Genomic DNA, 19139 nt, shown 5'->3' with positions numbered 1-19139 from the left:
TCTGGCCCAAACCAACCTCGACCATATCCGCGAATTCTTTCCGGACTGCATCACCGAAGCCGTGGTGAGGATGGCACTGTGATACTTGCGGTCCTCTTCATGGTATATTTCACGATCAAAGCTTCAACGACGAAACAGCAAGAATTAATTAAGATCCTTCCAGCGCTACCATAAGCACGGATCTCGCCATCCAGTTTCCCGGCGACAATCCCCTATCCCCTCGAGCAAGGATTAAAGAAGGTCTGACCAACTCAACGCAGAGTGCATCGCCAGCCCTGCAAACAACAAAAAACCCCGCCTCTCTGCGGGGTTTTCAACAGGCTGCAGCCTGCACAAATTAACTCATGCCAGACGCGGGATCATTCCCACTCAATCGTGCCCGGCGGCTTGGACGTGATGTCATAAGTCACGCGGTTGATGCCGCGAACCTCGTTGACGATACGCCCGGCCACCCGGTTCAGGAATGCGAAGTCGAACGGATAGACTTCCGCAGTCATGCCATCCGTGCTGGTCACGGCGCGCAGGGCGCAGGCCTGATCGTAGGTCCGGCCATCGCCCATGACGCCGACCGTCCGCACCGGAAGCAGAACCGCGAAAGCCTGCCAGATTGCGTCATACAGACCGGCGCGACGGATTTCCTCAAGATAGATCGCGTCCACCTTGCGCAGCAGATCCAGCTTTTCCTTGGTGACATCACCCGGAATACGGATCGCCAGTCCCGGCCCCGGGAACGGATGCCGCCCGACGATGCTTTCCGGAATACCCAGCTCACGGCCAAGCATACGGACCTCGTCCTTGAACAGCTCACGCAGCGGTTCGACCAGTTCCATGTTCATGCGGTCCGGCAGACCGCCGACATTATGATGGGACTTGATGGTCACGGACGGACCACCCGAGAAACTCACGCTCTCGATCACGTCCGGATACAGCGTGCCCTGAGCCAGGAACTGAGCGCCACCCAGCTTCGCAGCCTCTTCCTCGAAGACCTCGATAAACAGGCGACCGATCGTCTTGCGCTTCGTTTCCGGGTCCGTCACGCCAGCCAGTTCCTTCAGGAACAGCTCGGAGGCGTCACGATGCACGAGACGGATATTGAAGCGGCCACGGAACGTCTTGACGACTTCGTCAGCCTCGCCGGTCCGCATGATGCCCGGATCCACGAAAATGCAGGTCAGCTGATCGCCGATCGCATCATGAATCAGCTTGGCCGCAACGGAGCTGTCTACACCACCCGACAGACCACAGATCACACGACCCGAACCGACCTGCTTGCGGATGCGCGCGATTTCCAGTTCACGGAAGCCAGCCATCGTCCAGGTTCCGCTGCAACCTGCAACATTATGCGTGAAGTTGCGGATCAGGGCTGCACCATGCGGCGTATGCACGACTTCCGGATGGAACTGCACGCCATACAGACGACGTCCCTCATCCGCGATGATCGCGAACGGTGCGCCTTCGGAATGGGCAACGGCGCGGAAGCCCGGCGGAAGCTGCGTGACGCGATCGCCATGGCTCATCCAGACCTGCTCACGCTTGCCGCGTGCCCAGACGCCCCGGAACAGCGAGCAGTCCTCGGCAATATCAATATAGGCGCGGCCGAATTCGCGGTGTTCATGGCTCTCGACCTTGCCGCCCAGCATCTGGCACATCGCCTGCTGGCCATAGCAGATCCCCAGCACGGGGCGGTTCAGCGCGAAGACCACATTCGGAATCGGTGGTGCATTCTCGTCATGCACACTGGCCGGGCTGCCGGACAGGATGATGCCGCGCGGATTGAATGCGCGGATCTTTTCCTCGGTCGCCGTAAACGGCCAGATCTCGCAGTAAACGCCGCTTTCGCGGACGCGGCGCGCAATAAGCTGCGTCACCTGGCTGCCGAAATCCAGAATGAGGATACGGTCTTCGTGAAGGGTTTCGTCGAGCTTTTCGACGGTGCTGGCGTCCTGCTGGGTCAATGTCATGGCCTCGCGTTCCGGTTTCATGGTGCCTTTTGAGGCACTCCTATAAGGTGTTGTGTCGTCTGCGTCATCCATTCTGCAACAAGGAACAGGACCAACATGCGCCTGCCAGCACTTTTCGCCCTCTCCGCCACGGCTCTGCTTGCGGCCTGTGCCGGAACTCCGGACCCCGGCAATGATCCAACCGGCTCATGGGTTGGCGCACTCGTTGCCGATCAGGGAACCTGCCCGACCGAACATCCCTCGACCCTGCGGATCCGCGGCAAGGAGATCCTCTTTACGCCGGCTGACGGCGCACAGGTCCTGCACGGCACCTACACGCCTGGAAGCCAACATTATCATGCCGAACTTCCCATGACGGATATGGACCATCACAACACGGCCGTCGTGTTCAACGGCTACCCGGTCGGACAGGCCATTGGCGGCATTTTCGGCTCGCCTTCGTGCCGGGCTCATATCACCATGACGCGAAACTGAAATTTTTTCGAAAGCGGGGTTGTCAGGTCAGTTAAGCCTCTGTAAAACCCCGCTTCACAGCGCACCCGTAGCTCAACTGGATAGAGCACCAGACTACGAATCTGGGGGTTAGAGGTTCAAGTCCTTTCGGGTGCACCAGTCTTCTCCTGATGAAGACCTGTACAATGTGTCCGCACCCGTAGCTCAACTGGATAGAGCACCAGACTACGAATCTGGGGGTTAGAGGTTCAAGTCCTTTCGGGTGCACCACATTGCCTTTTCTCTTTATAATTTAGTGATGCTTCAGTGCCTCACCTGCTCCAGGCAGCGATAGACCTCGTCCCATTCATACGGCTTGGACAGGAACATCGTGCCGCCCGGCAGTTGCCCCAGATCCTGAACCCGCGTCCCCGACGTCAGAACCAGTCCGATTTCCGGGCGATGCTCACGGATCAGGCAGGCAAGCGCCACACCGTCCATGTCGCCAGGCATGTTCACGTCTGAAAAGATGGTGCCAATATCCGGATTTCGGGCCAGCACCTGAAGCGCCTCGTCGGCATCAGCCGCAAGAGAGGCCTCATAGCCCGCCTCTTCCAGCATATCCGCCGCGAGAAAGCGCAGAAGCGCCTGATCCTCGACAACGAGAACATGCTTTCTGTTGACCCTTTTGGAGTCCCCACGAAATCCTCCTTTCGGAGCCGCTCGCGAGGATGTCTCCTTCATGGACATGACATACATGGCAATCACCTTCCGGGATTGAAAAACCTGTAACACCCAATCGGGCGTCCTGCCCTGTGCAACGTCACGACAGGGCTCATGTTTGCATGTGTGAATTTTTTCTGACGTGCGCCTGATGCGTGGGAACCCGAAAAACTCAGTGCGGCAGCGGCGCGGCAAAGCCGCCACGACCTTCCGTCGCCAGCACATCGATCCCGACAATTCCCCACTGCCCGTCAGGCTGGCGCACAAACAGTGGACCGCCACTGTCCCCCCGCGTCGCCGAACAGTCATGATGGATCAGTCCGTTCAGCGCCAACCCGTTGATCTGACAGGAAATATCACCGTACGGAACCTCAGGCCGGTCCTGCGGATATCCGACCAGCATCGCCGCAGCGCCCATCGGCGCCGAACCATAAGGAACCAGATCCCCTGACAGAACCACCGGTCGGTCCAGAACCAGCGTGGCCCGATCCTCCGATGCGGTCCCGCCTTCGTTCGCAGGATCATATCCGGGGGCAATAACAAATCGTGTCACCTGCGCGTGAAGGCGGTACTGCCCCATCGCATAGCCCATCAGGACATGAACATCCTCAGGCTGGATATAATGCCGGGTCGCAGGCAGCCACAGACAATGCGCCGCCGTCAGCATCACGGTCGGCGCCACGGCAAATCCCGTACAGCGCCCGCCAAGAGATGTCTGGACGCGCCCCAAGATCCGCCAGGGCGCTGTATTCACATCCACGACGCTGCGATGACTGTCTGCGCCGAGTCCCGGCAACGCCACGGCCGGAGCGGCCATCGCCCCACCGCCAGACAGACAGAGCATCAGCAACGCCCCGGCGCGTTTCATCCCAGATGGTCCGGCCCGAACGCATCAGGCAGAAGCTCGGCCAGCGTCCGGGTCAGCAGCAGCTTCCCCTGCGGGTCGATCATGTGAACCGTCAGCTCCGGCAGGCCGAACTCCCGCAATTTCTGCCGACATCCCCCGCATGGCGTGCACGGTGCATCACCACCCACAATCACGATTTCCTCGATCCGACGTCCGCCGCCCCGCACCATGGCGGCAATCGCGCCCGCCTCGGCACAGGTCCCAAGCGGATAGGCCGCGTTCTCAACATTGCAGCCGGAATGAACAACGCCCTCACACCGCAACGCGGCCCCAACCTGAAAGCGCGAATAGGGTGCGTAAGCACGCGAACGGGCCTCAAGGGCCTCTCGGATCAGTTCCTGTATCATGCCGACGATATTATCCCCTGCGGGTTCAGCTTGGAACATGCTTCCAAGAGCGATACGGTAGCATCATCATGAGTGCACCGCTTCCCTCCGATCCCGCCACCGATCCGTCTTTCTCCGACATGCTGGAAACCCGTCCCTCGCTGAAGATGGACGCACGGGACGGCCTGCTGTTCGAAGGCGTGCCCCTGCACGTCATCGCAGCCGCTGTCGGAACACCGTGCTGGATCACGGGCGCTGAAACGCTACGTCGTCGTGCAAAAGCACTGCGCGCCGCGTTCGAGGCCCGGAACCTGCCGGTGAATATGCATTTCGCCATGAAATCGCAGGACCATCAGGCCACCCTGACCATCCTGCGCCAGTGCGGCTATGGCGTAGACATCGTCAGCGGCGGCGAGATGCAGCGCGCGCTTCATGCCGGGATTTCGCCCTCGGGCATCGTCTTCTCCGGCGTCGGCAAATCCGATGCGGAACTACGCGCCGCCGTCGAGCACGACATCGCACAAATCAATGTCGAGAGCGTCGAGGAACTCTATCGTCTGGACGACATCGCCCGCGCCTGTGGCCGCGTCGCGCGTGCCGCCCTGCGCGTCAATCCGGATGTAGACGCCGATACGCATGACAAGATCTCCACGGGCCGTGCCGGAGACAAGTTCGGCATCGAGCATCGCCGAGCCGTCGCCCTGTATGGTGAAGCCGCCAGCCTGAAGAATGTCCGCCTCGTCGGCCTGGCCGTCCATCTCGGCAGCCAGATGCTCACCGCAGGCCCTTTTCGCGAAGGCTATAGCCGACTGGCCGACATGGTCCGCGAAATCCGCGCCGCCGGTCATACCGTTGAAGCCGTGGACTGTGGCGGGGGGCTGGGCATCCGCTACCGGGACGAAATCGCGCCCTCACCCGACATGCTCGCCGGCGTCCTCGCCGAGACACTGGGCGATCTCGACGTCCGTCTCAGCATCGAACCCGGCCGCTGGCTCTCCGCCCCCACCGGCATCCTGCTGACCCGCGTGATCGAAACCAAGGCCGGCAATCCGGATTTCGTCGTGCTGGACGCCGCCATGAACGACCTTGCCCGCCCGTCCCTTTATGAATCGTGGCACGGCATCATGCCCGTCGCCCCGAATGGCCTGACCAGCCTCACGAAACTCTGGGACATCGTCGGTCCGGTCTGCGAAAGCAGCGACATCTTCGCCCGCGACCGCGCCCTGCCCGCGGATACAAAACGTGGCGACCTGATCGCCCTGCTCGATACCGGCGCTTACGGCTCGGTCATGAGTTCGACCTACAATACCCGCCCGCTTGCGGCGCAGGTCCTGATCGACAACGGAAAATGGGAGATCATCCGCCAGCGCCAGAGCGTTGCGGAACTGATTGCAGCCGAAACCGTTCCGGAATGGCTGACAGCTAAGGACGACCATGGCTGAGCCAAACCCGGCCCTCCACCTCAAAGCCCTGCGCCGGAAAGCCCAGCGTGTCCTGTGGTGGGAACGCGCCTGGGAGCCCCTGCGCTGGCCCCTGCTGCTGGTCGCATTCTACGTTCTGGCTTGCCTTGCGCGGATCCCCCAGTCCCTGCCGGACTGGCTGCATACCCTGCTGGAAGCCGGCGTTCTCGGCACGGCCCTGTGGCTGACCATCACCGGCCTGCGACGCGTGCCCTCCGTCAGCATTCCCGTGGCCGACCGCCGGATCGAGCATGATTCCAAACTCGCCTATCAGCCTCTCCTGAGCCTGACCGACCGGCCGGCCTTTGCAGGAAATGGCGAGCAGTCCGCCATCTGGTCCCGTCACGTCGAGCGCGTCACAGCCTCCCTGGGCACGCTCCGCGTCGGCCTTCCCCATCCCGAAACCAGCCTGCACGAACGGCTTGCGCTCATTGCCGTCCCGCTGGCCATCGTGGTTGCAGCCATTCTGGGCGGCACGCATACGCCCTCGCGTCTTCACGCAGGGCTGCTCCCCGGCGTGGATGACAACAGCATTCCGCTTCCCACCCTTCAGGCCTGGATCGACCGTCCGTCCTACGCCCCCGGTGCACCAATTTTCCTTTCCGCCACGGGCCATAATACGCTTGATGTTCCGCAGGGTGCCATTCTGAACGCCACCATCACCGGCGCGCATGGAAAACCCGCCCTGCACGGCATCGCCTCGCCTGAACAGAACCGGCTCGACGCTGAAAGCTGGAACAGCCACGGCACGCTCCAGCAGTCCGGCACCATCAGTATCGTCGTCCGTGGCCGCACGCTCGGCTCATGGCGCGTGAAAGTCGAACCCGATCTGCCGCCCACCGTCACATGGGATGGCAAACCCGGCCCGCAGAAAGACGACTGGCGCACCGGGCTGCCCTGGCATGTCCACCAAACCTATGGCGTCGCCTCACTTGAAGCCGAAATCAACCTGCCCGGCCTGACCCGGGGCCGCATCCTGCGCGTTCCCATCCCGCTCGACGGACAGCCCAAGGACGCGAAAGGCGTCGCTACACCGGACCTTTCTTCCGATCCGTTCGCCGGAATGGAAGTCGAAGGCCGCCTGCATGCCAAAAGTGCTTCAGGCCGCGAAAGCCGCAGCGATATCGTCAAATTCCAGATCGCTGCCCGCAAGTTCACTGATCCGCTGGCCCGCGCCCTCGTCGCCCTGCGCCGCCGCCTCATGCTCGGCCAGCAGCGCGCCTCGCAGGCCGCAGCCGAACTGAACCTTCTGACGCAGACGACCGACGAACGCGCCATCCTCGCAGCCCTCGGCCTTGAGATTGCCTCGCTCCAGAAAGACGCCCCTGATGGCTCGGCGGACCGTGTGCCCGGCGAACTCTGGGCGCTGGCGCTTTATCTGGACGATCTGCGTCGCGACGGTCCCGACATTGCAGATGCCGCGGCCGAAGTCCGCGCCGCCCAGCAGGGCGTGCAGCAGCAGCTCGATCACATGCGCGACCTTGGCGACAAGGGCCACACCCTGCCCGAACAGGAAGAACTCCAGCGCCGCACCCAGGCTCTCAGGGATGCCCTGAACCGCCGGATGCAGCTCCTGTTCTCGCGCGCCGCCCAAAGCGGCATCGTCATGCCGCAATCCGGCACCAGCTCGGCCGATCCGTTCTCGGACGAAATGCGCCGTCTCCAGTCCGAAGCCAATCAGGGTCATGGCGACGAAGCTCTCAAGCGCCTCCAGCAGATGGAAGACATGGCCGAGCGCATGCGTCAGGCCAGCCCCGAGGACCTCAAGGCTCTTGCTGAACAGATGAAGGCGCAGGCCGAGGCCCGTGCCCAGCGCGCGGCCCTGCATGATCTCGTCCACCGCGAGACCACCCTGCTCGACCACACGCAGTCCCGCCTCTCGGCGGCGCAGAAGGCCGCGGCTCCACCCGATGACGGCAGCCGCCCGGATGTCAGCCAGATGTCCACGGCCGACCTGCTCCGTCAGCTCGGCATGCAGCCCCCGCCCGGCATGGATCAGCCAACGGACGCCAAACCGCCCGCTCCGGTCGATCCGGCCACGGTTGCCGCCCAGTCCGAAGGACGCCGCGCAGACCATGCCCTGCAACGCGCGCTACAGCGCGTCAACGAGATCCTGAGCCACCGTGTGAAGGACCTGACCGGCAAACCCGCTACGGCGTTCGACAAGGCGAAGACGGACATGCAGACCGCGCGCGAAGCCCTCGCGGACCGCAAGGATGCCGAAGCCCAGACCGCCGAGCAGAAAGTCCTCGCCGATCTGTCCGAAGCCGGAAAGCAGATGCGCCAGAACCAGAAATCCGGCGGATCGGGCAAGGGACAGGGCGGCAGCCTGAGCTTTATCCCGTCCGGTGGCGCAGGAGGTTCCGGCAAACCCCAGCATGGCGCAAAAGGCCAGCAGGGCGATGACGGCGATCAGCCCCAAGCTGGCGATGAAGACGGCGACGATGACGATCAGAAGGATCAGGATCCGCTGAGCCGCAAACTGGGCGAAGGCGACAAGGGCAAGGATTCCGACGCCCATATCCCGGACAAGAGCGCCCGAGACCGTGCCCGCGACATCGAGCGCGAACTCCGCCGCCGCGCCTCGGACCGCACCCGCCCGCAAAGCGAACTGGACTATTTAGAACGGCTCCTCAAATCGTTCTGATACAAAAAAGCCCGGCGCCGTCATGGCACCGGGCTTTTTCAGATCCAGTCCTTAATGAACATAAGCGGTTCTTTCACGACCCCGCTGCCCCGTCCGGGCCGCCTCCTCAATCTGAGCCGCCCCCGGCAACACGCCGTGCATCAGCATCTTCCAGTTGGGATCGGCGACCAAAATCGCACACAAATCACTCCAGTAGAGCGAACTGTCGAAATGTGAATTGGTACTGTTATGAAGCAGTGACAGCGCCTGATCGGCATGACCCTTGAAGATCAGGTCAAGCATGATCTGCGTCGTTGTGGGCAGGCCCTGCCCCGGACGATTCTGCCGGGTTTCCCACATGAATGCTCCGGTTTCATTTCCGATGGACGCTCCCTCGAAGCCCAGGGAGACAAAGGACAGGGCATTCTGCTTCAACCGCGCCGCATCCAGCGCGAATGTTCCATTGCGCCAGATCACGGGCACCGGTGTCGACACGCTGTCGGAATCGGATGCGCCAAAGGGCCTCAGCACAGGGATCGACAGCCCGAACCCGAACGGCCCGGTCTCAGGCGGAGCCTGTGGCGGGTAATCAGGCTGGCGGCAGTCGCCGATTTTCTGGAAATGCGGCAGTTGTGCAAAACGCAGCGCGACATAGTCGCCACACCGTTCTACCCCGCCTGTGCCAGCGTAAAACAGGAGGTCCGGCGCGTCCCCTGGTTTCGGTCTCGTCCTCTGCCAGAGCGTCGCGACAGATCCGGGCAGTCCATCAATATTTTCCGAAACCGGGGCGCCCTTGCCCGTCCAGACGAGACAGAATGACTGTGGCTCTGCGCTCTGAACCTGACACGCCCGCGCCTCTACACGCCCTTCAGGCCCGGACCACAGAACCCGGGCCTTCCCGGCAGGCGTGGAACTGGCAGACGCCGCCCCGCCCCAGATCCCGACAAGAAGAAGAGCAAGAGCTGAGTGCGCGCGCATACCGGATTCCGTTTCGGGAAATTACATAACGTTACGGAATACGATAGAACGGATTGGGCAGAAGGAAACCCTTTTTCGCATAGCCTCCGCTCAGATCGGACGGCTGGTCCCCGAGGCTTGCAATGATTGTATAGCCCTTGCGCTCGATGCGCTCGCGCGTCGGCGTCTTGTACAGCGCCGCATAACCATGAGACGTCATCGGCCGCAGATACAGCCCGTCCCAGTGCCGGATTCCCGCCAGATGCAGGTTCCGCTCCGTGGCCTCGCGCTCATCCTCATGTCGCCCCGTCACGAAAAACACCGCGACATGATGAGCCTGCGCATCCTCGATCAGCGCCCGCGTGGACGCAAAAGCAGGAGCCCTCCCGCTCTTCTCCCAGGCATCCGCGCCACACGGCCCCTTGGGCAGGGCGTCGCAGGGACCAGCCGCAATATACCCGAAATCATTGGCCCGGATCTCGTCCCAGTTGGACAGCGTCGTCTCGTCAATATCGAGCACGATGGCGGGGCGTCGCGTCTTCGGCGCAGTCTCGTCAATCCACTGACGGGCCTGTGCAACAACGACATCGAAATCATGCTGATAGTCGCCACTGTCGTGATAGGCACTGGCGGCCAGAATGGCATCGCCCACATTCGCGGGCTGTGCGGCCATGGCAGCCAGAGGCGACATGGCGCCACCGACAAACAGGCTGGTGGCGAGCAGGAGAGAACGGATCATGGAGGAGCCACCTTTCGTGACAGAAGAACAAGACCGACCCCGACCAGGGCCAGAGCCGTTCCGATAACGGAAACACCGCTGTAGCCCAACCCCATGGACAGCGCGATCCCTCCCAAGGCCGCGCCAATGGCGTTTCCAAGATTGAACGCCCCAATATTCATGGACGACGCCAGAGCCGGCGCATCATGCGCGGCCTGCATCACCCGCATCTGAAGCGCGGGCATCAGCGAAAACGTGGAGGCCCCCCACAAAAGCGACGCAAACAGCGCGCCCGGCACGGTCTGCGCCATCCAGGGGAAGATCAGCATGATGACGCCAAGGATCGGGAAAAAGACCAGCAGGCTTCCGTCCAGCGAGCGATCCGCACTCCGTCCACCCACGGCATTGCCGATGGAGAACCCGACACCCGTCAGCATCAGCGCCACGGTAATGACCGTCGGGCTCGCATGGGTGATGTGCTCAAGGATCGGCGCGATATAGGTGTAGAGGACGAACATCGCCCCTGCCCCGATTGCGGTCGTCAGCAGTGCCAGAAGCACATTGCCCTTCACGAGCACCCGCAGTTCGCGACCGACTTCCGGCGCCGGACCGACCTCGCGGGCTGGCAGCGCAAACTGCACGGCCAGCATGGTCACAAGCCCCAGCATTGCCGTCACGCCAAAGGCGCTGTGCCAGCCGAAATTCAGCCCCAGCCAGGTTGCCGCCGGAACACCGATGATGTTGGCGATCGTCAGCCCCATGAACATGGACGCCACCGCACTCGCCCGCCGGGAAGGCGCCACCGACAGCGAGGCTTCAACCGCACCAAGCCCGAAAAACGCACCATGCGCCAGACTGGTCAGGACACGGGCCGCAAACAGCAGTTCATAGCTGTTGGAAATGGCGGAGAGCAGGTTCCCCGCCACATACAGCCCCATCAGCAGGATCAGGGCCAGCTTGCGCCGGAACCGCGCCATCAGGAGCGTAATGACGGGCGCGCCGATCATCACGCCCATCGCATAGGCCGTCACCAGGCCGCCGGCCTTGGGAACGCTGACCTGAAGACCATGGGCGATGACGGGCAGAAGGCCCATCGGGGTAAATTCTGTCGTGCCGATGGCAAAGGCGCCAACGGCGAGCGACAGCAGGGGCCGGTTTGGTGGCGATTTCGCTGCCAGTTTCAAGACCGGTCTCCGGGAGTGCAGATTGTTCGAGATTGATCGAACCCTGCCATACCCGGAATGCCGGAACAACCAAAAGTTGTTTTACATCATGCCGTTGGGATGCTCGCCCATATCCATGCCATCCATGATCATGGTTTTGTGGTGCGGATCATCAAGATGACATTCATGATCCTGAAGCTCCTCGCCCGATCCATGATCGAAGACATGCGCCATGTCATCGAGCAGGATGAACCCGCCATGCTTGGCCGGCGTGATGACGAGCGTGTGGATGGACATGTCATCGGCCGCAATCACCCGGAACGGCGACGGATCCAGCGACGGCACGATCCGCGCCCGGTACGGATGGCCATACAGCGACACAAGCGACCAAGTCTCGGTGATCATGTTCTTGTCGAGTTCGGCACGGGCATAGGCCGTCAGACAGTCCAGATGGATATGCAGCTGATCCTGCGTGCGGCCTGGACGCGAATTGATGGCCATCGACAGATGGGCATCCGGGATTTCGAACCCGTAAGACTGCGCCACATGCCCGCGCTCTGCCCAGGCTTCGGCGAAATAGTTTGGCGTCTCGGGCTTCAGCAGAACGGGATCTTCAACGCCCGGAACCTTCTGCGTCGGGATCACGAGATACTGCCCACGCCCGGTCTTGTCCTTAAGCAGGGCATAGCCGTCTTTTTCGTCATAGACCGTGCAGGGCTTGTGAGCAGCATCGGGCGCGCACCGTCCATGCACGACTTTCCACAGCGCACCCCGGTCATGGGACTTGCCACACCCTGACAGCCCGAACACAACCGCTGCCGCCAGAAAACCAACCCTGGCCACCGTCCCGTAATTCCGCAAACTCATTCTTCCCTTACCTGACATTCAAGCTGCATCGCAGCCGCCAGCCTCTCGAAACGACGACGGACCGCGCTGCCTGCCGCCCGGACGCTGCGCGCGCCCAGAACCAGCACGAGCGTTCCATCTTCCACGAGAAGCCTGCACTCATCGAGCAGGACCTTCGTCCCTGCACAGAGTGTATACGCCAGCCGGAGCGCCAGACCCAGCCGCACCGCACGCTCGATTTCCGAACGCGACAGAAGCTGCCGGGAAGGTTCGATCAGGGGAGAGTCCATGGAGACTTCGTAACGCACGGCCAGCGTCAGCCCGATGAAAGCCCGCGCGCTGTGGTCAAAGCCCACGCCATGCCCATGCATCACACGCCGGTAAGTCTGCTCCGCCCTGTATTCGGGATGATCGTAGGACCCGATGTCAGAGAGCATGCAGGCCAGTTCGCGCAGGCGCTTCTGGGTCCGGGTCTCGTCGCGGAACAGCGGCGCCGTCCAGCTCACCAGAGGCTCGGCCAGCGACGCACTGCGCGCCAGACGGTTGGCCATCTCCGCCGCCAGATCCGTCATCGGATCAAGCTCCGCGACCGAAGACGCGACATGGCGCATGTACCAGCCCTCGCGCAGCCCATCGACGCTGAACACGACCTTGGACGGACGCACCCGCTCCATCAGGCAGCGCAGCACGACCGCCGCAAACGGCGCATCCGCCAGACGCTTGCGCGGCGCGCCGGGAAGCTTCTCCAGAGTACGACGGGGCGAGGCAATGACCCAATCCGCCATCTCCCGCGCCTCCCCTTCCGAGAGGGTAAACAGATGCACGAGGTTCAGCGGATACTGCGTCCGCGCGATCTGCAGTCGCGCCAGAGCCCGGAACGCCCCGCCCACCAGATAAAGCGGCCGGCCCGTCATACCCGGAAGCCAGTTCACGGCTGCCAGAAGTTCGTTCGCGATTTCAGCCGCCCGCTCGATACTGCCCTTTGCACGGTCATGCAGCCGGATCACCCCCAGCTTGGTCGTCACGGCCTCGAAATACTGACCGTCGGCAACGTGGATCAACTCCAGCGATCCGCCGCCGATATCGGCCACCAACCCGTTCGCTTCCGGCAGCCCGCACAGCACGCCCCGCGCCGCATAATCGGCTTCCTCGGTTCCTTCCAGAACCCGGATCGGCACACCCGGCATCCGGGCACGGATCGCATCCACGAAGTCCGGACCGTTGGACGCGTCGCGGACGGCGGCCGTAGCGAGAACCTCGAAAGGCTCGGCGCCCATGGCGCGGGCAACGGTATGGAACCGCCCCAGCACGTCCATCGCCAGCGCCACGCCCTCGTCATTGAGACGGCCCGTCGCATCCAGGCCACGCCCCAGCTTGAGCGTGACCTTCTCGTTGAAGATCGGAAGGGGGTTGCGCGTCACCCCTTCAAAAACAACCAGCCGGACCGAGTTTGAACCGAGATCGACAATGGCGGAACGCTGTGAAGATGAGGACATGCAGATCAGTCTTCCAGAATCCTGTCAGGCCGCTCACGGGGGCGACGCGCCTCCGGAAGGACCTTCTCCCGCGCAGCCGATCCTCGGCCGGACAGGGACGGATTGTTCATGAAGTATTCGTGGGCGGAGAAAGGATGTGCGCCCGGCGAAACCCGATGCCAGTAGCCGTCCCTCTTGAGCGTCCAGCTCTGAAGGTTGTCCTTGATGTTCATCGTCATGATCTGGCCAAGAATCTGCGCATGGACCGTCGGGTTCGTGATGGGCACCATGGCTTCTACCCTCCAGTCCATGTTCCGCACCATCCAGTCTGCAGAAGAAATGAAAACTTTTGCCTTGTGAGACGGCATCCGATGCCCGTTTCCGAAGGCAAAAACCCGCGCATGTTCCAGAAAACGCCCGACAATCGACTTGATTTCGATATTATCCGAAAGACCCGGCACACCAGGACGCAGACAGCAGATTCCCCGGATAATCCCGATGATCTTCACTCCCGCCTGCGACGCCTTGTACAGGCGATCGATCAGTTCGGCATCCACAAGGCTGTTCATCTTCAGCCAGATCCGCCCCGGCCGCCCTGCCTTCGCATGGTCGATCTCGTCCTGGATCAGCTGCTCCAGTGTGGAGCGGATGGTGATGGGCGAGAACGCCAGCGCATCCATTTTCGCCGGGATGGCATAGCCCGTCATGTAGTTGAACAGACGCGCCGAGTCCGATGCCAGCTTCGGATCACAGGTAAAGAACGACAGATCCGTATAAATCCGCGCCGTAATCGGATGGTAATTTCCGGTTCCAAAATGCGCATAGGACCGCAACGACCCGTTCTCACGCCGGACCACAAGGCTCAGCTTGGCATGCGTCTTGAGATGCGCAAACCCGAACACGACCTGCACGCCCGCTGCCTCAAGCGCGCGCGACAGGCGGATATTGGCCTCCTCGTCAAACCGCGCCCGCAGCTCGACCATCGCCGTGACCGACTTGCCAGCTTCCGCCGCCTCGATCAGCGCATGCACGATCGGGCTGTCGCGGGACGTCCGGTACAGCGTCTGCTTGATCGCCAGCACGTTCGGGTCCAGCGCGGCCTGACGCAGGAACTGCACCACCACGTCAAAGCTCTCGAACGGATGATGGACCAGCATGTCCTTCGCCCGGATCGCCGCAAAACAGTCACCGTCATAATCCAGAACACGCTCGGGAAAGCGCGGCGTATAAGGCGGGAACACCAGATCCGGACGGTCATCCACGATGAGCTGCTTGAGATCCGTCACCCCCACGAAAGAGGGCAGGACGACAACGTCCTCTTCGCCCACGCCAAGTTCTTCGCCCATCTCGCGACCCAGTGTGTCCGGCAGCTTGCGATCCAGCGCAAGATGAATGCACACGCCGCGCCGACGCTGCTTCAGCGCCGTCTCGTAAGACCGCACCAGATCCTCGGCCTCATCCTCGAACTCCACATCCGTATCGCGGATCACACGCAGCACACCCGCCGCCCCGATCACCAATCCCGGGAACAGACGCCCGGCAAACAGCGTGATGAGATCCTCAAGCAGCACGAAACGGATCTGATCCGGCGTCTCCTGCCCTTCCTTCAGCCGCGCCGGAAGACGCAGGAACCGGGGCACCTGCGCCGGAAGCAGGATCAGACCATCCATGACATGCGCCGAAGATGCAGCGTCCTTCAGGCGCATGTGCAGCGCGAGGCCCATATTGGGAATGAACGGCAGCGGATGGGACGGATCGACCGCCATCGGCGTCAGCACCGGGAAGACCCGCTCGTCAAACAGCGTGGACAGCTGCGCCAGATCGGTCTCGTCCAGGGAGTCGGTCGGCAGGATGACGATCCCCGCCTCCTTCAGCTCCCCTTCCAGCACATGCCAGACACGCTGCTGCTCGGCCAGAAGATGCCGGGCCTTCTGCCGCACCTGCGAAAGCTGCTGGGCCGGCGTCAGCCCGTCAGGACTGCGGACGACCGTCCCCTCGCGCACCTGCCCCACCAGACCGGCCACACGCACGGAATAGAACTCGTCGAGATTGCTGGAACTGATGGACAGAAACCGCACCCGCTCCAGCAGCGGATTGCGGGGGTTTTCCGCCTCATCGATGACGCGCTGGTTGAAGTCGAGCCAGGACAGCTCCCGGTTGAGGAACCGCTCCGGCGATGTCGGCATATGCGCGTAGTCTTCAGCCCGTGCCGCGGCCGTCTGCCGACGGCGCCCGCGGTTCTGCGCCGGGGTCACGGCATTGCGGGGTTTGCGGGGGGAACGGCGGCGCGGAGCAGGCCGGGAATCGTCAGTCGTCACGATGGGGTCTTCCGGAACACACAGAAATACGGATCGCATAAAAGGTCATGCCGCGGGATAGGCATGTCAAACGGAGTTTTTGTGTCACTCCCATGACGCCTACCCCTCGGGCGTCAGAAGATCCGGCAGCATTTCCATCGCCAGCGCCCGCGTAATCGGCCGCTTGCGCGCCAGAGCGGCCTCGTCCAGCCGCTCCACCGCCGAGACCAGCGCATTGCCCGTCCGCGGCAGATGCCGCCACAGCCATTCCGTCACCGTCTGCGACACCACAAGCTGCCGGTCCGCCAGCAGAGACAGCAGCAGTGTCGCCCGCAGATCATCCTCGGGCTCGCCCGTCGCCGTGGTCGCCGTCGCCCTCAGACGGCTCGCCAGATCCGGCAGCATGAAATGACTGCGCGACGGCGGAAGCCGCCCCGCCATCAGAACCCGGTCTCCCTGCGAGAACGCATCGTTCAGCAGATGCAGCATGGTCGCCTCGTCTCCGGGCGAATCGGCATTGTCGATCGCAAGATTCCCCTGCACCCGGATCCGCCCGCCTGCCGAAGACGTGGAAAACAGCCGCGCATCCAGCACCGTAGCGTCATGCTCATGCGCCCAGGCCGTCAGGAGATGCGTCTTCCCCGTCCCCGAAGACCCCCAGAGCCAGAGCCGCCCGTCAGGCCACTGGTTCCGCGCCAGCCAGGCCCGCGCGGCCGCATTGGACGGCCCGTTGATGAAACGCTCGGACGTCATGGCCGTCACACGACGCAACGGAAACGCCATCTGAACGGCCGAGCGTCCACGATGATGCTCCCGGCCGACAGCGCCGGATTCCGGCACCGCATCCCCGCCCGTGGCCCTGCCAGCATCCCGTTTCGTCATCCCAGGTCCCTTTTTCATGCCGTTACGCCTTCAAACAGGCGTTCCGCCAGCGCGCAGGATGCTCTAGAACGGCGTCACGTCAACCAGCGGGAACCTTCGACCATGACCGATCAGCCTGACATCTCCCCCGGCACGAGCTGCGGCGCAAGCTACGCACAGGCCGGCGTGGACATCGCCGCAGGCGATGCGCTGGTCGATGCGATCAAGCCCGCAGCCAAGGCCACGAACCGTCCCGGCACCATGGGCGGCCTAGGCGGCTTCGGCGCCCTTTTCGATCTCAAGGCCGCAGGCTTCACCGATCCCGTCCTCGTCAGCTGCACCGACGGCGTCGGCACCAAGCTGATGGTCGCCATCGAAGCCGGCAAGCATGACGAAGTCGGGATCGACCTCGTCGCCATGTGCGTCAACGATCTCGTTGTGCAGGGCGCCACCCCGCTGTTCTTCCTGGACTATCTCGCCACCGGAAAGCTCTCCGTCGAGGCGGCTGCCACAGTCGTGAAGGGCATCGCCAAGGGCTGCGCCGAGTCCGGCTGCGCCCTCGTCGGTGGTGAAACGGCCGAAATGCCGGGCATGTACGCCCCCGGCCATTACGACCTCGCAGGTTTCAGCGTCGGTGCGGCAGAGCGAAACAACCTGCTCCCCGCCAACATCGCCGAGGGCGACACGCTGATCGGCCTGCCGTCATCCGGCGTCCATTCCAACGGTTTTTCACTGGTCCGCGAAGTCGTGCGCCGCTCCGGCCTCGGCTGGAACGACCCGGCTCCCTTCGCCGAAGGCCACACCCTCGCCGAAGCCCTGCTGACACCCACGAAACTCTATGTCCGCACGGTTCTGGACCTGCACGCGAAGGGCCTGCTCCGCGGCTGCGCCCACATCACCGGCGGCGGCCTGCCCGGCAACCTGCCCCGCGTCCTGCCCGAAGGCCTCGGCGTGCGCATCGATGGCTCCGCATGGATCGTCCCGCCCGTGTTCCGCTGGCTGGCCGAAACCGGCAATGTCGCCGCCGACGAAATGCTCCGCGTCTTCAACTGCGGCATCGGCATGGTGCTCGTCACGTCCGAGCCCGAAAAGGTCATGGCCGAACTGAATGCCCGTGGAGAAACCGGCTTCCTCATGGGCCAGATCGTCCGCTCCGACGACGCCTACACCCTGACCGCACCGGTCTCCTTCGCATGAAGAAGCCGCATTCCAGAACCAGAGCGAAAGCTCCGGCCAAAAAGACCGAGAAAGTCCCCATCGCGATCCTCATCAGCGGCCGCGGCAGCAACATGCGCGCCCTGATCGAAGCCTGCGCCCGTCCGGACTATCCGGCTGAAATCGTGCTGGTTCTCAGTAATCGTCCGGATGCTCCGGGCCTTGAAGTCGCCGAAGCAGCGGGCCTGAAGACCCTCGTCATCGACCACAAGCCGTTTGGCAAGGACCGCGAGGCCCACGAGCGCGAAATCGACGCCGCCCTTCAGGCTTCGGGCGCCATGCTGGTCGTCCTCGCCGGCTACATGCGCGTCCTGACGCCTTGGCTGGTCAAGGCCTGGGAAGACAGGATGCTCAACATCCACCCCAGCCTCCTGCCCGCCTTCCCCGGCCTGCACACCCACGAAGCCGCTATCAAGGCCGGCGTGAAAGAGCATGGCTGCACGGTCCATCTCGTCACATCCGGCGTGGACGAAGGCCCAATCCTCGGACAGGCGAGCGTTCCCGTCCTTGAAAACGACACCCCCGAAACCCTCGCCGCCCGCGTTCTGGAGCAGGAACACCTGCTATACCCGGAGGTGCTGGAAATGATCTGCGACGTTTTCGCGAAATAAAGCATCTACCGTGGCCCTTTACGGCTTCGCGTAAGCGTAAGGGCCACCCTTTTCGATCGCCCGGCGATAGGCCGGACGGGCATGGATCCGTTCCAGAAACGCCCGCACATTCGGCCGCCCGAGCAGCGCTCCGGCCCGTGAAGCGGCTGCCTCAAGCGGAAAACTCATCTGGATATCCGCTCCACTCAGATCCGTTCCTGCGAACCAGCCGGTTTTCGCAAGCTCGCTCTCCCAGAAATCCATATTCAGAAGCAGTTGCGGATCCACAAATCCCTTCTGCGCCCCCGAGGCGATCTTTCTGACCAGAGGCCGCAGCAGGAACGGCACCTTCTCCGGCACCATCTGGAAAATCAGCTTCAGCAGAAGCGGCGGCATGGCAGAGCCCTCCGCATAGTGCAGCCAGAACACGAACCGCACCCAGTCAGACGTCTTCACCGCCGGCATCAGACGCCCATTGCCATACCGATTGAGAACATATTCGATGATGGCTCCCGATTCCGGCAGCACCACATCCCCGTCCACCAGAACAGGCGCCTTCCCCAGCGGATGGACCCGCTTGAG

At 62.8% G+C, this 19139-nt stretch carries 17 protein-coding genes and 2 tRNA genes; 7 read left to right on the top strand and 12 right to left on the bottom strand.

Going from position 1 to position 19139, the window contains the following annotated elements:
• Positions 1-359 precede the first annotated feature (359 nt).
• A complete protein-coding gene (guaA, locus tag GOX01_RS04515) occupies positions 360-1961 on the bottom strand; it encodes a glutamine-hydrolyzing GMP synthase (RefSeq protein ID WP_011253463.1) in 1602 nt (533 codons plus the stop codon).
• 96 nt (positions 1962-2057) lie between these two features.
• Here guaA and GOX01_RS04510 point away from each other — a divergent pair, with 96 nt between their 5' ends.
• The 3 genes from GOX01_RS04510 to GOX01_RS04500 all read left to right on the top strand — a co-directional run bounded on the left by GOX01_RS04510 (position 2058) and on the right by GOX01_RS04500 (position 2684).
• Entirely contained in the window at positions 2058-2435 is a 378-nt protein-coding gene (locus GOX01_RS04510; protein WP_011253462.1) for a hypothetical protein, read from the top strand.
• A 61-nt stretch (positions 2436-2496) separates the two neighbouring features.
• Positions 2497-2573: transfer RNA gene (locus tag GOX01_RS04505), tRNA-Arg, on the top strand.
• A 34-nt stretch (positions 2574-2607) separates the two neighbouring features.
• Positions 2608-2684: transfer RNA gene (locus GOX01_RS04500), tRNA-Arg, on the top strand.
• Positions 2685-2717: 33 nt separating this feature from the next.
• Here GOX01_RS04500 and GOX01_RS04495 read toward each other — a convergent pair.
• The 3 genes from GOX01_RS04495 to GOX01_RS04485 form a co-directional block, all read right to left on the bottom strand.
• Positions 2718-3137, bottom strand: coding sequence for a response regulator (locus tag GOX01_RS04495; protein ID WP_228119199.1), 420 nt, complete (start codon positions 3135-3137; stop codon positions 2718-2720).
• Positions 3138-3288: 151 nt separating this feature from the next.
• A complete protein-coding gene (locus GOX01_RS04490; protein ID WP_062269784.1) occupies positions 3289-3984 on the bottom strand; it encodes a trypsin-like serine peptidase in 696 nt (231 codons plus the stop codon).
• Positions 3981-4370, bottom strand: coding sequence for a cytidine deaminase (locus GOX01_RS04485; RefSeq protein ID WP_024716759.1), 390 nt, complete (start codon positions 4368-4370; stop codon positions 3981-3983). Before GOX01_RS04485 ends, GOX01_RS04490 begins: the two co-directional genes overlap by 4 nt.
• Positions 4371-4438: 68 nt before the next feature.
• Here GOX01_RS04485 and lysA point away from each other — a divergent pair, with 68 nt between their 5' ends.
• Complete coding sequence (lysA, locus tag GOX01_RS04480) at positions 4439-5791, top strand: diaminopimelate decarboxylase (RefSeq protein WP_024716758.1); 1353 nt, start codon at positions 4439-4441, stop codon at positions 5789-5791.
• Positions 5784-8456 (top strand): DUF4175 domain-containing protein, encoded by a 2673-nt coding sequence (locus GOX01_RS04475; protein WP_062269786.1) that lies wholly within the window; start codon positions 5784-5786, stop codon positions 8454-8456. Before lysA ends, GOX01_RS04475 begins: the two co-directional genes overlap by 8 nt.
• Before the next feature lie 51 nt (positions 8457-8507).
• Here GOX01_RS04475 and GOX01_RS04470 read toward each other — a convergent pair whose 3' ends face one another.
• The 7 genes from GOX01_RS04470 to GOX01_RS04440 all read right to left on the bottom strand — a co-directional run bounded on the left by GOX01_RS04470 (position 8508) and on the right by GOX01_RS04440 (position 16773).
• Positions 8508-9413, bottom strand: coding sequence for a hypothetical protein (locus tag GOX01_RS04470; protein ID WP_011253456.1), 906 nt, complete (start codon positions 9411-9413; stop codon positions 8508-8510).
• Between the two features lie 31 nt (positions 9414-9444).
• Positions 9445-10131 (bottom strand): HAD family acid phosphatase, encoded by a 687-nt coding sequence (locus tag GOX01_RS04465; protein ID WP_011253455.1) that lies wholly within the window; start codon positions 10129-10131, stop codon positions 9445-9447.
• The gene (locus GOX01_RS04460; RefSeq protein WP_011253454.1) at positions 10128-11294 is read right to left on the bottom strand and encodes an MFS transporter; all 1167 of its coding nucleotides are present in this window, start codon (positions 11292-11294) and stop codon (positions 10128-10130) included. The genes GOX01_RS04465 and GOX01_RS04460 overlap by 4 nt, the downstream gene beginning before the upstream one ends.
• A gap of 81 nt (positions 11295-11375) precedes the next feature.
• Positions 11376-12140: a CDP-diacylglycerol diphosphatase gene (locus GOX01_RS04455; protein WP_011253453.1), complete on the bottom strand. Its 765-nt coding sequence runs from the start codon at positions 12138-12140 to the stop codon at positions 11376-11378.
• Entirely contained in the window at positions 12137-13615 is a 1479-nt protein-coding gene (locus tag GOX01_RS04450) for a Ppx/GppA family phosphatase (protein WP_011253452.1), read from the bottom strand. Before GOX01_RS04450 ends, GOX01_RS04455 begins: the two co-directional genes overlap by 4 nt.
• A gap of 5 nt (positions 13616-13620) precedes the next feature.
• The gene (locus tag GOX01_RS04445) at positions 13621-15780 is read right to left on the bottom strand and encodes an RNA degradosome polyphosphate kinase (protein WP_062269798.1); all 2160 of its coding nucleotides are present in this window, start codon (positions 15778-15780) and stop codon (positions 13621-13623) included.
• 231 nt (positions 15781-16011) lie between these two features.
• Positions 16012-16773: a DnaA/Hda family protein gene (locus tag GOX01_RS04440; RefSeq protein WP_062269788.1), complete on the bottom strand. Its 762-nt coding sequence runs from the start codon at positions 16771-16773 to the stop codon at positions 16012-16014.
• A 102-nt stretch (positions 16774-16875) separates the two neighbouring features.
• Between GOX01_RS04440 and purM the strand changes: the two genes are divergently transcribed.
• Both purM and purN read left to right on the top strand, forming a co-directional pair.
• The gene (gene purM, locus GOX01_RS04435; RefSeq protein WP_062269790.1) at positions 16876-17949 is read left to right on the top strand and encodes a phosphoribosylformylglycinamidine cyclo-ligase; all 1074 of its coding nucleotides are present in this window, start codon (positions 16876-16878) and stop codon (positions 17947-17949) included.
• Complete coding sequence (gene purN, locus GOX01_RS04430) at positions 17946-18578, top strand: phosphoribosylglycinamide formyltransferase (protein WP_024716755.1); 633 nt, start codon at positions 17946-17948, stop codon at positions 18576-18578. Before purM ends, purN begins: the two co-directional genes overlap by 4 nt.
• Positions 18579-18596: 18 nt before the next feature.
• Here the strand turns inward: purN and GOX01_RS04425 are convergent.
• Positions 18597-19139: glutathione S-transferase N-terminal domain-containing protein (locus GOX01_RS04425; protein WP_141259241.1), on the bottom strand; the 543-nt coding region annotated here is incomplete at its 5' end.

This window comes from Gluconobacter oxydans (assembly GCF_006539685.1).
Lineage (GTDB): Bacteria > Pseudomonadota > Alphaproteobacteria > Acetobacterales > Acetobacteraceae > Gluconobacter > Gluconobacter oxydans.
Note: the sequence above shows the minus strand (reverse complement) of the source record. Positions and strands in the feature narration are given on the sequence as shown.